A 14,019-nucleotide genomic window follows, 5' to 3' on the forward strand; every position below is an offset into this window, starting at 1 on the left:
CCCACTTTAGTAAGTGGGGCCATTTTTCGTTGAATCCTGATTTAACTTTAAAGGTTTAGCTAAGAAACCGTCCCTAGCTCATATTTTATAGCCGCTCTATCATTTATTGAGTTCTACTTACATTGCGAGAGCCTAGAAGTTTGGTACAATCATCGGAATGTCTCAATACCAATGGAAGGTCAAGTGCAAGTCGCAGACTCTACCCCCATAAATCTTCATGTCGATCACCTCTATTTATCATCATCAATCTTGTTACTTTCCGGTTGGTTTGTAGCTGAAGAGTTCACAGAGAATGTTCGTTTGTTTCACAAGCAAGATGAGTTGAATCAGCATACATTGCTTGTTCCCAGAATGGATGTTGTAGCGGCTCTAAACTTAACGGATGAGACTTTTTGTTCCGGCTTTGTTTGTATAGCAGATGTTTCTCATTGCGACGATGATATCGAGATTTCAATTAATGGACATATAACCTCGCTGTCAGCTTTTGATGGAAGTCTATGTGACAACCCCGAACACATCTTACAGGCTACGGGGGCATTACGAAGTCAATTTTTAGCTCAAATTGACCAGCAGAGTATTGCCGCTCAAACAGAAAAAGCACGAAGCTGCATTGACGTATGCGAACTATTAGATGGTAATTTGTTGCTTCTGGATGGTTGGGTTTTGGATGAAAGTTATGTTGATGCCGTTGTCACTAATGTCTTTGGAGAGAAGCAAGACCTTACTTTCAATACGATTCGCTTTGCGCGGCCAGATGTTTCGGAAGAGTTAGAGCTTTTGGATGTAAGTCAAAAAATTGGCATTAGTATAGTCAGTAGGTTGACTATTGCTACACAAGGGTTGAGTGTTGAATTGCGCTCTAGGAATAGTCAGCCTTTTGAGGTGACGGTTAAATCAAGTGACAGAAAGCTGGAATCGCAACCCTTACTCAAAAAGCAACTAGACAGAACAGATGTATACCAAAAGGACTTTCTAAATTCTGGATGTAGAAACATCTCAAATGTTGTTCAGGCTATCTGGAACTCTGAGGAAAAAAATGCCGGATTAGAGTCAGTAACGACGATGAAAGTATACGGTCGAGATATTCCCGAGCCCATGGTTTCCATTATCATTCCAATATATGGTCGCTACGATTTTATACAGCATCAGATGCTCGCATTTAGTGAGGATGTTGATATGCACAATCATGAAATCATCTATGTTCTTGATGACCCCAAGATTGAGAGAGAGTTTGGGATTGCGGCCAATGGTGTTTTCCAAGCATTCAAATATAGCTTTAAAACCGTATATGCGGGGCTAAACCTTGGTTTTTCTGGTGCAAATAACCTTGGGGCTAGCATTGCTAAGGGCAAATACATATTGGCACTCAACTCGGATGTTATGCCAACGACGACAGGATGGCTTTCCCGTTTAGTAGCTAAATATCAGCAGACTGACGATTGTGGCGTGTTAGGTACACGCTTGGTATATGAAGATGATACCTTGCAACACTTGGGGATGGAGTATGTTCAGGACCCATATTACCCGGGCATATGGATGAACCAGCATCCTTATAAAGGTATGCCATCTTCACTTTTTCCATCTCAACAAGTGCGATCTGTTGAATCTGTGACAGGGGCATGCATGCTAATGGAAAAGGCTTTGTTTGACAAAGTTAATGGATTCGACACTGGTTACGTTATTGGTGATTTTGAAGATTCTGACTTGTGCTTAAAAGTATCTGAGCAGGACAAGAAAATATATCTCGATTCTGAAGAAAAGCTTGTCCACTTGGAACGTTTGTCGCAAAGCCTAGTGGATAGTGGGGACTGGAAGTTTAAATTAACCATTTTGAATGGTACACGACAAAGAAATAAGTGGGATAAAAAAATTTTAGAGGTAAAGGCAGCCAATGCGTAAAGTACTAGTCATCGCTCACGGACACCCTGAATTGAATAAAGGTGGGGGAGAGCAGGCCGCATATCACTTCTACAAGGAGTGTTTAAAACAAGGTGATGATGCTTATTTTTTAGCAAGAACCGATGCTATTCCACATGGTGGAGCTGCTTTTTCCATTATCAATCCACCAAGAGAGATTCTCATGCATACCACGCATGATGACCACTTTTTATTTTCTAACATCAAAACTCGCCATTTGTGGGGTGACTTTAAGGGGTTGCTTGAAAAAATACAGCCTGAGGTTATCTATATTCATCATTATTTCCACCTTGGTATTGAAGTAATAAAAGTAATTAAGGACACACTTCCAAATTGCAAGATTGTAATGACACTACATGAGTATCATGCAATATGTGCGAACGGTGGGTTAATGAAAAAGAGCAGCGGTGAGCTTTGTTATCGTTCAGGTACTTTAGATTGTAGCCGTTGCTTTAAAGGATCTACGTTTGGTCCAGGCGAGTTTTATCTCAGAAAGCGTTATATCCAGACCTTCTTTAAATTAATTGATCACTTTGTTAGCCCTTCTGCATTTCTAAAAAAAAGGTACGTAGAGTGGGGGATCGCAAGTGAAAAGATCACGGTTATAGAGAATGGTCAGCCGACACTGAATATTTCCGAATCTGAAAAAGGAAGTTCAGACTCGCTAAGTCTCTGTTATATAGGGCAGATTAACCCTAATAAAGGGCTTGATGTGCTTTTAGAAGCCATCACTCTATTACCAGAAGAGATAAAACAACGTGTTCAGGTTGATGTTCATGGTTCTGGGCTTGAAAACCAGAGTCCTGACTATCAAAAAAAGATACAGAAACTGGTTAAGAAAAGTAAGAAATCAGTAAGATTGCATGGGCGATATCAAGCGGAAGACGTCGGTAACATTCTGAGTTCGGCTCAATGGCTAATCGTCCCTTCTATTTGGTGGGAAAACTCACCGATGGTCATTCAAGAATCTTTGAACTGTGGTGTACCACTTATTGTGAGCGACATTGGTGGAATGGCCGAGAAAGTAGAAAACAATGTAACAGGTTTGCACTTTAGAGTAGGTAAGCCCCTGGCTTTGGCTAATCGAATCGTCCAGATTGCTGAAGATAAAGATCTCCACACTCAGCTTGCAAGTAACATTACACCACCTCTGAGTCTCGCTGACGCCTACAAGAAAACAATGGATATTGTAAAGCAATGTTAAACTACTACTTACAGGAAACACAGGCCGCGGGTGTTGGGGTTCACTTTTTTTCACCAACTATTGGTCAAGTCGCGAACGCCAAAGTGGAGTTTAAAGGTAAGCTGTCTTCATCGAATCGAGTAAAAGGGATCCGAGTGGAGTGTTTATCTGAGCAGCATTCGATAGGTGTTGTATGGAGTGCCGCCCCTGATCTTTCCGATGAAGGCACTGCGCATACCTACCGCTTTTCGTTAGAGGTTGATTCAAAGCAAATCACCGAAGAGCATGACCTTCATTTTTGTGTGTTAGTTGAATATAGCGATACTTGTGACGAAGTGGCATGCGGGTTTATCCAAAAAGTCCATCCAGTTGATAGCGTGGTATTTGTGGTAGGTTCGCCAAGAAGTGGTACATCAGCGCTAGGTAAAGGCCTCCGTAAAGGTTTGGAAGCAAATGCGCACGGAGAGTCCCATGTTATTGAAGGCTTTCAAAGAATATTAGAAACTATTGATGCTTTCTTTGTTCGTTCTAAGACGGCTCAAATAAAAAATAACTTGGTCAACGTTTTGCCTTATACCGTTTTGCTTGCAGAGCAAGTCCGCTCACTAAGGCGAGTGTATGAACTTTATTATGGTAACCAGGTTATTCTGGACAAGACACCGGGTATCCCGATGCTAAAAGCATTGCCTATTGCTCTAATTGCATGGCCAAATGCAAAGGTGGTGTTCTGCAAACGAAGAGCGCTTGAGAATGTAAAATCTCGCGAGATAAAGTTTCCTGCTGTCAGCTTTGAGGCGCATCTAGCGCAATGGAAGCAATCCTTCATAGCTTGGCGTCAAACAAAACAGCAGATCAATCAAGCGCTGAAGACCAAAGATTGGGCTATGGAAGTGGATCAAAAGCAGATGTCAGATCACTCGAATCAGGTTGCTTTGCAAGTTTCGACATTTTTAAATTTGTCCAAACGAGGTCACAATAAGCTTGAAAGAAGCTTAACCAATGATAGGCCTGAGCAAACTTCGGCCCCAACAAAGCAAGCGCGAAACCTTTCGCAGTTTGGCTGGAGTGAAACGCAGCAACAGGCTCTTGTTAAGGTATGTGGGGATGAATTAAAGCGTCAAGGCTACTCTCTTGATGAACGTTATTACTTATAAGGTTGAAACAGAATATGACTCGTGTGGTAATTCACATAGGAACAGAGAAGACCGGAACGACAAGTGTTCAACACTTTTTTGACCAGAATAGGGCAAAACTAAAAGAGTTGGGAGTGCTTTACCCTCACGTAGGACCACGAAAAGATGCACACTTTGATCTCGTAAACGAGCTTCATCCATTAGACAACAATGGAAAATACATGGAGTTTTTGCCTAAACCGACGACCGACATTGGTTTTTATTGGGGGCAATTACGTCAGCGAATCGAAGATAACCCAGAGAAAACGGTGTTCTTAAGTGCGGAGCATTTTAGCTCTAGGCTTCGTGATAAAGCACTCGAATATATGTCGGCGTTTTTTTCATCGCTAGGAATCGAACCTGAAATACTGGTCTTTTTACGTCCACAAGATGAGTTTTTAGAATCGACTTACTCAACGGCGATAAAATCCGGTTCAAGTCAAAGCTTTGAGCAAATGATAGAGAACTATCAAGCACAAATATTGCGCTATGATTATGAGCAGTTGCTAGCGCTATGGAGCCGCTATTTCGGAAAGCATCATATTAAAGTGATGCGCTATCAAACCTCCGAAGGAGAAGAAAGAGATGTACGTAAACGAATACTAAACTACTTGTCGGTAAAAGAGTCAGAGACGTTAGACTTTTCACAATCGAAAAGCCTCAATGTTAAGTGGGGGCGGGATATGCTGGAGTTTGCGCGTTTGTGCAATCTTAATATTAAACCGCGCTTAGGAAACAAAAGGTTGTTGTTTTTAGAGACTTGCAGCAACAAGTTGCCAGCGAAGCCCAATGAACGACTTTTGACGTTTGAGCAGAGAGAGGCTATTGAGAAATATTTTTCTGCATCCAACAGTCAAGTGGCCATGGATTATTTAGGCTTGGATACGTTATTTGTCGAGCGGGAGCCTGTAAAAATAGACGAATCTACGCCCGCCCGACCTTTATTAACAAAGCTTAGTTTGATTGAAATGTTGGCTGAAGAAATGGGCTTTTAGGCAAGCGAGCTTGATTACGCTTATTTTTCCATTTCAGCAGCCCTATCACAGCACAATCTTAAGGGTTACATGTTTTTTCTCAACCAGCGCTTTATGGTTGGAATATCGAAACGTGTAACCTGCTTCTCTAGGTCAATCACCTCTCCTTGAAATGGGATGAGTTCACACTTTAGGTCATTAAGCTGGTTACAGATTGATTGGTTTGTGTTTAGTCTATTGGGATAACGACTGGTACAAATATTTATTATGCGAGATTTTCTTGGTAGAAACACGCCGTTGTGAAGAGCTGAGCCGTCTAGGCTTGCAAGAGTATGACAACTTCTGTAGAGCGTTAACTGTTGTTCAACACTGAGTTTTTCTGGATGAACAATGATAAAGCCGTGTTCAATGAAAGCTTGTTCAATCGCTTTTTCATTAACAACCATTCTTTTTCTTTTCTGCAGATTAGAGCGAGATAAGTATACTCTTAGTGTACCATTTTTAAGTGGGTTTGATATGCGTTTGAAAGTGTTAATGTATTCGCGGTGAGCCTTATTGCCTATATAAAACAATGGCGTTGGAATGTGAAGTGATTCAAACTTAGTGTTCTCCTTGATAATCAGAGTCTTTGTTGGATCTACACCAGCTCTAGATAAAAATACTTCAGTAAAGGATTTTAATTGTTCTGACTGTATCACAAATTCACTAAAAACAAATCCAGTGTAGTTGGTTTTCTCTTGTGCCGCCCATATACGAGATAATGACTCCAGTAAAAAATGACCGTAGTGATAAGTATACGCACCCAAATATAAATATTGCCCCTTTATTTTATTTGTGATTGATTCTACATAGTGATCCTGAACAGTGCGTGTTATTTCTTGAGGGAATGCTGGTACTCCAGTATAGGATGGGTCTTGTCTTAAGCTATCTGTTATTATATTTCCATGGCGGTCATAGATACCACCAGAAAAAGTTTTATTTACCCTGTCAACCTGTGTCGCAATCAATGTGGCATTCTTATACTCTGAACATCGTAGTGGATAGTTTTCTATTCGTTTCATTTTATCGGCTCTTTACCTTTATTAGCGTTGCAGACTTTTTTGCTATTCTCAATGGCCTGGGTATTTTTGTTTCTGGTAAAAAATTATCTGGTAGTGTTTGAGCACTCGCTGTTGGGTTGGCAATAATAATACCATTATCAAACAACCTATATGCTATCTCTGCACCGGGAGTGATCTTGAGATTTTTGATAGTAAGGTATTCTGCATCACTTTCAAGTATGAGCGTGGTCGTACCTTTTGGTAAATTATCAAAGTAGAACCTGGCTATAAAGGGAGAGCTGCCTGTCCATGAGGAAGCTTTCAGTTTGATATCTTCTTGTCGTGTGAGTGTTAAGTAGCTGATTCTGTCTTTCGCTAACGTTGAATGAGACATGACCTCGGCACTAATTACTACACCGGATGATTCGGTCAGTTCAATGTCAATCGAGTGCTTAATAGATCTACCTTTTCTTTTTAGTAAGATCGACGGTTTTGTGAAATCAATTCTCGGTTTGCTTTCGGATATTAATACTCGTGCTTTACTCTCAACAATATAATATTTCATTGTGGTGATCGGTTTGCCCAGCCAATCATAATGGCCATTGCTATGCAACTCTGGCCATTTGTGCAAGGCTTTTCCGTTGGACTTATAGGCAGGAGAAATCACGGCGTCCGTTAAAAGAGCAGCAGCGACTTTAAGTTTACGAATGCCCTCCTGATTATAGTTTTGGCTGGGGTTTGGCAGCCCAATTTTGATTACATTTAATGACGGAGTGCGACTGAACTGAGTCCAATAACGATGTCGGTTAATGCCAGTCGACCATTGATTGAGATCAGGATCGCCATAATTTGGCCACTCTTCGCTCTCTATACCATTGAGTAAAGTAATCTCTCGTTGCTGTGATAGCTGGTTACCATCTGCTATGAGGATTTTATTGTCGCCAAATGAGTGCCTTAGTTTCTGTAGCAGTTGCTTAACGCCTAATCGATACTGGGACTGTGCATTTATATCAAGTTGGTTAAATTTACCATCTAAGTGATAGTCAATAGGCGTTTGTCTTGAGTGGTGTTTACGTCCTCGAGAGTCAGCGAGTACATCAAATGCAATTCCGTCAAAACTTTCCAGAGCTTGACCTGATTTAAACAGTGATAGAAGCTCATTAGCAAGGATAAGAGAAGGCGCTTCTTTCGCGTCCAAATTTGCAAAGTTATAACGCCATAAGGACTGTGTGCTGGATTTTTTGTAAGGAGCCTGCGCGACATGAGGTGCTAAATAAACACCATTTTTATAATCTCTAGCCTTAGTGCCATACTGACTTCGCTTAACGGTAATAGTTGATTGGACAGGGTTTATCGATAACAGTTGAACTTGTTCTGCTTGAGCCCAGTTGAGCTCTTTGTTTTCAGTCAGAGGAACAATAGCGACATCGTCATTGTATTTTGCTCGCTTGCCATGGTTAACACGAAAAACGTCAGTATCATCGACACGGATCGTTTGAGTGTTACGAGCGAGTGGTTGCTGTGAATATGTACCAACAAAATATGTCCAAGCTCTTGCCGGATAGTCACTGGGACGGTAGTTGGGATCTCTTGCATTACCGTTAAAATGAAGAAGCATGAGTTTCTGTGGGTTTCTTTGTTTGTATTTTACAAACTTTCTTTGGGCTTCATCAGAACGCCCTGGTACTTCTTCATCTAATGCTTTAACGATCATTCCATCTAGTTTAGACCAGCGTTTCTCCCACCTCTCGTAAGGAATATTAGGGTTTGCTGCACTTCCCTCGACATAGCGGAAGTAAATGGCTTTTGGGTAGTCTGATTGGAGTATGTTTAGTTTCTCAAGTGGTTGAGCATTGGCTATTGAAGTCATACACCAGCCGAATAGTGCCAGCCGTCGATACTTGTTCGTTATCTGAAAAAACCGTTCCATGGTTCACTCACCGCTAATTTTTAGTTAATGACTAATGCTTCCTGACGCTCTTGATATTTGGTTATTGGCTATTGATGAGATCCTCGCGTAAAAACGTTACGAGCTTTTCATAGTTCAACGTAAACTCGATAGGCTCATGATTCACCTTATGCTCATTGATGTACATGTCCGCGCGGATGATCTCAAGTGACTTTTGGGGTAAATCTGGTGCCATTTCAAAAGCGCAGTTTGCTGTAGCAAGTCCAGCACTGGCTAAATCCTCACGCGATTGGTTAGCAATCACCTCACAAAACACTATGCCATTTAGCTTAAATGCAACATGCACAGGGTGATCTGGGCGTTTTGTGTCAAATGCCCAACCTTTAACCAGGTGCTTATCTGTAACATCTAGATGATATTGAAAGCTATGAGGTGGAATATAGTTCGAGTCTTTTGCTGCTTTGTGTTTGATTTTTCTCAGTATGTTGATCATTTTTATTCCGTGAAGAAGTGAAGTGTTTCCATAATGGTATCGAACTTTATTGGCTACCTAAAGTAAAAACGAATTGATTTCTTTCTATTGTGTTATTTTTGTGAATAGTCTAGTTTCAGTCATTGTCAAATTTTGGTTAGAATTACCCAAGCATTGCTTCAGATCAAGTTGATTTCGATGTTAATGTGAATTTTAAAAGAAGAGATATAATTATGAAATACGGAAATTTCAAAGGGTTAGGGTTAGCCCTTTCACTGTTGGCTTGCGCATATGTACAACCTGCTACAGCAGCGGAAGTAGAAATCGAACCTGGCTACGGCACATTAATGACCGCTGTCGCTGATGCAAATGCTGGTGATGTCATTGTGCTTAAAGAAGGCATCTACTACATGTCGAATGGCACACAAGTTATTGACAAGTCTCTCACCATTCGCGCCTTAAACGCACAGACAAAGCCAAAACTCATGTTTACGAGTGGTGGTATATCGGCCCTTGAAATTCGAGGGGAAGACACAGATTTTGTTATGCAAGGCATCACGTTTTATGAGGGTCAAAGTATCACAAATACCCCTTATTTTGAGGTGATAGGTGAGGTAAATTCGGTCGCTCTATTGCAAAATAACTTCACAGATATCGAAGTGTTCGTAAAGCCAGATTATGATCCGGACGGAAACTTGCTGTATTTGGATAAGCTTGTCGTGGTCGGTAACCGTTTTGTCCGCGGAAAAATCGATTCTGCGGCAGAAGAATTGTTCCTTTTTGCAGGTAATAGCTTGAGCTTTAATAATTTCTATGCAAATAAATCACAATCAACGGCTGAGCAGCATATCTTGGGTAACGCTTTTGTGCTAGATAATACTACTACTGTTAACATTGGTAGCACTGGTAGCAGTCACTCTAGAGTAGTAGGAAACTTCTTTGATCGACTCGTTTCAGATGACAGCAGTAGTGCGTCCAATGCTTATCTAAGCCCTGTTTACCTGCGTGGTCATGGTGTTTTTTCTAACAACACAGTACTTGCAGGGCGAAATACTTACCAATCACCTGGAACACCGAATAGTATTCAAGTGGTTGATTTTTATGGATCTTTTGCTATTAATAATAATGTTTTCCACGTAGAGCCGATAGCATTACAAGAACGAGATAATATTAGTTTCAATGTTCGTGATGGTGATGCACACTTTAGTAACAACATTTTTGTTAACCTACCCAATGCAGTAGCATTTTCTGGCTTAGATCGTGCCAATGGAACTACGTTGGAAAATAACCTTTGCTTTAGTGAAGTAGACGGAGTGCCTTGTATTGAGCATGCAGGTATTACTGTGGTTGATGATCTCAAACTCGACAGTCAGTTCCGTCCGTTAGCAGGGTCACCAGCGATTGATGCCGGTATCGATGACGTCTTTTATCGTGATGTCGATGGCACTCGTAGCGACATCGGTATTGAAGGCGGTCCGCTACCTAAAAGTCAGTTCGACGACCAACGTTTGGCAACAGAATCTGCACCTTATCTCTATCCCCTATTCGAGGCCAATGCGAGCTTGAGCAATAACGGTGAGCTTAATGTAAAAGCCATCGCAATCTCTAAATTACGCTAGAGCGAGGCCTCAGGGATGACAATGAACAAACCTCGGGTATTCGCCCTTTTAGCTATTGTGCATAGCTATAGCGCATGGGCCAGTGCCATCGACTCCGCACAAGTCTATTGGGACAATGACTCCATAAATAACGCTATTTCGGTTCCTGTCGAAGATGAGCTCAATTTACCTTGGGTAGTGTATACCCAAAAGGTGAATACAAGTTCACTCTCACGAGGTGAATTTGACTTAGATGGGATCGCGCACAAAGTGAATATTGCGGTGACCGACAGCGAAGGCAATGTGAGCCCCGCGTTTTCATTACCTATGTATTTGCGTCAGTTACCTGCGACGGATACTGAGTACGGAAACTTGGTCAGTACCGTCGTGCTTGCAAGGGCTGATCAAGCCGAAACTATCGCCATTAATGAGTTAGAGTTCGGTGTTGGGCCAAGCGAGGAAGCCACAGGTAAAGTGTGGGGGGTGTACAAAGGAAGTACTCAGTATGGCGCGCCATTGACGGGTAATCAAAAGTTGGCGTTAGCGGCTTTGGATAATTATGCCGGCACTCAAACGAATGCCATTGAGAGTAACTTGTACCTTACATCCGAGCGCTATTCACCTCTTTCTTCTGTGGTCACTACGGTTGATGCAACGGTGAATGGCCAAGCTTTGAGCGTGGATCAGAGTTGGATTAATGGTTCGGTTTACAGCGTTTCTTACCGTTCGCCGCAAGCGTTCAACTCCGCCAATGAGGCAGTGATAAGCGCTGAGGACTTTGATGGTAATGAGATCGCTATGGGGACTAACTACTTTGGCTTTATCGATGGGGATAATGACTTCATTGACGATCGATTTGACGACGATTGGGACAATGATGGTCTAACCAACGAGCAAGAGGCTGAACTAGGCACCGATCCACGTAACCCGGATAGTGATGGTGATGGTCTTGGTGACAAATACGAAGTAGATAATGGCCTCGACCCAACAGATCCAACGGACGCGCTGCTTGATATTGATGGTGATGGCTTAAGCCATTTAGATGAAGTGAAAAATGGCACAGATCCGAATAATGCTGATTCCGATGGCGATGGTGTCAATGACGGAGATGAAGTTCGGGAGGGCACAGACCCGCTTGATCCTGATGACTTTAAATCCCAAGCCATCCAAGAAGTGCTGACTGTTGGTGACGTAAATCGAGATGGTGCGTCGGAGTTTGTTGCCCTTGATAAGTCGGCTCTTCCTTTAGTTAATGTGAGCGTGTTGGATGCCCAGCTTGCAACGTTGATCGAAAAGGAGCTTGATTACCAATTTAGCGATGTGCAGCTTATTGACTTGACTGAACACTATAAAGGGGAAAAAGATTACGTAGCGTTGTTTGGTTACATTGAAAGCCAGAACCGTTATACCTTAGTTATATTGAATCCAGCGAATACACTAAGCGTAGTGAAGCGAATCAACTGGCCTGCGACTCTAAATAGAGTTGAATTTATGTCAGTACCTGACATGAACTCGGATGGCGTATCTGATTTCGCGTTGTTTGGTCAACATAAGGTCAATGGAACAAACCAATTAGTTGTTCGCAGTGGAGTAGATGGTAATAGCTTGAGGACGTTCAAGTGGGTAAATAATTGGCAAGATCCAACAGTGATTTTTTTACCAGATAGAAATAAAGATGGCATACAAGAAGTCGCTTTGTTTGGAAGTCATAAGCGAAGCTTGAGAAATCAGTTGTTTGTATTGAGTGGAGCTTCTGGTTCTAAGCTCGATGTTTACAACTGGGGAGCCGTGTGGGGTAGCGGTGAGGTTGAAGTAATTCCTGATGTTAATGGTGACGGGTTTGCAGATGTATCTATGTTTGCAAAACGGAATGATGATGAACGTTATCAATTAGCTATTAAGCGAGGGCAAACAAAAGCAGGTATGGCCGCATTTGTACATTGGCCTGGTGAATTCGAGGCAGAGACAGTACAAAAAATTAAGTTGGATGATAGGAATCAAGATGCTCTAGATGAAATTGGTCTGTTTGGATTGTCTCTCAAGAATGGTAGTGAGCGTTATAAGCTTTGGGTGAATAGCTATGTCAAAAACCAGCGCTTACAGAACCTTTCTTGGCCAAACTCGTGGGACAGTCCGAAGGTCAAACAAGTCAATGACTTGGACAGCGATGGTATTAGAGAAGTTGCCCTTATTGGCGTTAACCGTAATTCTAATAATCTAGAGGTGTCCGTTAAGTCCAGCTCAACGGGTAAGCAACTTGTCTTAACATCTTTGGAAACGGTGCTAGCTGATATGACGTACTCAAGCAAAGACATGAATGGTAATGGATACAACGATCTCGTGATTCTTGGCAAGAATGATGATGATAAGGTTGAAGTCATTATTATTGATGGTCGAAATTATCAACAAGTTCTATTGAGTAGTGAGCTACCTTAGACGCGAGGTTTGAAAGCGGTGACAAAGGCCAGCTAACAATGCTGGCCTTTATTTTTATGGTTGGTCTTTATCCCTAGAACGACCATGCAAAGTATGAAAATGGAAATGATAGAAACTAAAATGGAAGGCGTTAAGTCAGTGATGTTAACAAACAAGAAACTAATTAGTGTATTGATGAGTGCAGCTCTAATCGGTTGTACTTCTACCGGGTCAAGTTCAGGTTCAAATGTTGGCGATATAGATATGACGTCAACAGAGCAAATAACCATGTTTGACTCGATTAGTAGTAGACTTAAGGAAGCTGAACAGAAGCTTATTAGTGAGGAATTAGACTGGTACGCAGTTGATGCCCACGAAAAAATGGGTGAAGCTCTGGAAGAGGCAAAGGAGTATTATTCAGAGTTTGAAAATGATCCTTCTCTTATCAGTGACTCTGGTTTTTTCTCGAGTAAAAGTTACGGTGAGAAAACTATTGAAGCCCTTAATAGCTTTGATAGCGCCTACAAACTAGCTGTAGCGACAAAACAGAGAGTGCAAAGTACAATGGCTATTGCATTTGAGAATAAGCAATTTTTAGATCAGTTAGCGGTAAAATCTGTTTACCCTACCGACTATGCTCGTGTAGATAAGCAGTTAAAAAATGTAGTTGACTATATTGCCAGAAATGAAGATTTTGATAGTCAGCGTCTACTGTCACTAGAAAAAAATCAACATAATCTTGAAGTTCGAACTATTACAAGGAAATATTTAGGCGGGCTGGAGCAAAAGAAGCTTGCGCAAGAAAAACAGCGCTTTTCTAATTACGCACCAATTGTGACATCGAGATCAAATAGTCTCCTAGAAAAGGCAAAAGCGTACATCAATGCATCCCCTAGAGATTACGAGGCTATCGAAAATATGTCGAATGATTTCGCTTTCTCACTAGAGAGAAATGAGAAAATCGTTATTCAAGTAAAAGAGCTCAAATCTCTATCAGAAAAACAGTTCGAAAGGTATATACTGGCTTTGGAGGCATCCCTTCAAGAAATTGCTGTTGCTACTGGCATTGAAAAGATAGGTAATAAAACGTTAAAAGAGCAAGCACGTGCGATTAAAGTTTCTTTGTTGGATAGAGAGAGCAAAGGAAAAATCACAGGAGATAGAAAGCTCGCCGAAGTCGAACAGAAGAATCATGCCTTAACACAACAAGCAAAGAGTCTGAGTGAAGAGCTTCAGCAGTATAAAGCAGAAAAGACTGCGTTAGAGCGCACAATTAAGACACTTTCTCTGGCAACTGATTCTTCTATACCAGATCCTACAAAATTGACACCCTAATATT

General features: G+C 41.6%; 10 protein-coding genes. 7 read left to right on the top strand and 3 right to left on the bottom strand.

Features of this window, described 5'->3' with window-relative positions; genetic code table 11:
• Window positions 1-183: 183 nt before the first annotated feature.
• Genes PG915_RS01920 through PG915_RS01935 form a run of 4 tightly spaced genes read left to right on the top strand, consistent with a single transcriptional unit; the run spans window position 184 to window position 5,267 of the window.
• Window positions 184-1,899 carry a glycosyltransferase family 2 protein gene (locus PG915_RS01920; RefSeq protein ID WP_353497644.1) on the top strand — a complete coding sequence of 572 codons (1,716 nt, stop codon included), beginning with the start codon at window positions 184-186 and terminating at the stop codon, window positions 1,897-1,899.
• On the top strand, window positions 1,892-3,121 hold the full coding sequence (locus tag PG915_RS01925) for a glycosyltransferase family 4 protein (protein ID WP_353497645.1): 1,230 nt from the start codon (window positions 1,892-1,894) through the stop codon (window positions 3,119-3,121). Before PG915_RS01920 ends, PG915_RS01925 begins: the two co-directional genes overlap by 8 nt.
• The gene (locus tag PG915_RS01930) at window positions 3,115-4,254 is read left to right on the top strand and encodes a sulfotransferase (protein WP_353497646.1); all 1,140 of its coding nucleotides are present in this window, start codon (window positions 3,115-3,117) and stop codon (window positions 4,252-4,254) included. Before PG915_RS01925 ends, PG915_RS01930 begins: the two co-directional genes overlap by 7 nt.
• A 14-nt stretch (window positions 4,255-4,268) precedes the next feature.
• Window positions 4,269-5,267, top strand: coding sequence for a hypothetical protein (locus tag PG915_RS01935; protein ID WP_353497647.1), 999 nt, complete (start codon window positions 4,269-4,271; stop codon window positions 5,265-5,267).
• A 65-nt stretch (window positions 5,268-5,332) separates the two neighbouring features.
• Here the strand turns inward: PG915_RS01935 and PG915_RS01940 are convergent, their stop codons facing one another.
• The 3 genes from PG915_RS01940 to PG915_RS01950 all read right to left on the bottom strand — a co-directional run bounded on the left by PG915_RS01940 (window position 5,333) and on the right by PG915_RS01950 (window position 8,688).
• A complete protein-coding gene (locus PG915_RS01940) occupies window positions 5,333-6,307 on the bottom strand; it encodes a glycosyltransferase family 61 protein (RefSeq protein WP_353497648.1) in 975 nt (324 codons plus the stop codon).
• Window position 6,308: 1 nt separating this feature from the next.
• Window positions 6,309-8,216: a hypothetical protein gene (locus PG915_RS01945; RefSeq protein WP_367357776.1), complete on the bottom strand. Its 1,908-nt coding sequence runs from the start codon at window positions 8,214-8,216 to the stop codon at window positions 6,309-6,311.
• Window positions 8,217-8,277: 61 nt separating this feature from the next.
• A complete protein-coding gene (locus PG915_RS01950) occupies window positions 8,278-8,688 on the bottom strand; it encodes a hypothetical protein (protein ID WP_353497650.1) in 411 nt (136 codons plus the stop codon).
• Between the two features lie 212 nt (window positions 8,689-8,900).
• Between PG915_RS01950 and PG915_RS01955 the strand changes: the two genes are divergently transcribed.
• The 3 genes from PG915_RS01955 to PG915_RS01965 all read left to right on the top strand — a co-directional run bounded on the left by PG915_RS01955 (window position 8,901) and on the right by PG915_RS01965 (window position 14,015).
• Window positions 8,901-10,286 carry a hypothetical protein gene (locus PG915_RS01955; RefSeq protein WP_353497651.1) on the top strand — a complete coding sequence of 462 codons (1,386 nt, stop codon included), beginning with the start codon at window positions 8,901-8,903 and terminating at the stop codon, window positions 10,284-10,286.
• A gap of 21 nt (window positions 10,287-10,307) precedes the next feature.
• Window positions 10,308-12,701: a hypothetical protein gene (locus PG915_RS01960; protein WP_353497652.1), complete on the top strand. Its 2,394-nt coding sequence runs from the start codon at window positions 10,308-10,310 to the stop codon at window positions 12,699-12,701.
• 99 nt (window positions 12,702-12,800) lie between these two features.
• Window positions 12,801-14,015 carry a hypothetical protein gene (locus PG915_RS01965; RefSeq protein ID WP_353497653.1) on the top strand — a complete coding sequence of 405 codons (1,215 nt, stop codon included), beginning with the start codon at window positions 12,801-12,803 and terminating at the stop codon, window positions 14,013-14,015.
• The last annotated feature ends 4 nt before the right edge of the window (window positions 14,016-14,019 follow it).

Source organism: Vibrio sp. CB1-14 (assembly GCF_040412085.2).
Classification (GTDB): domain Bacteria; phylum Pseudomonadota; class Gammaproteobacteria; order Enterobacterales; family Vibrionaceae; genus Vibrio; species Vibrio chaetopteri.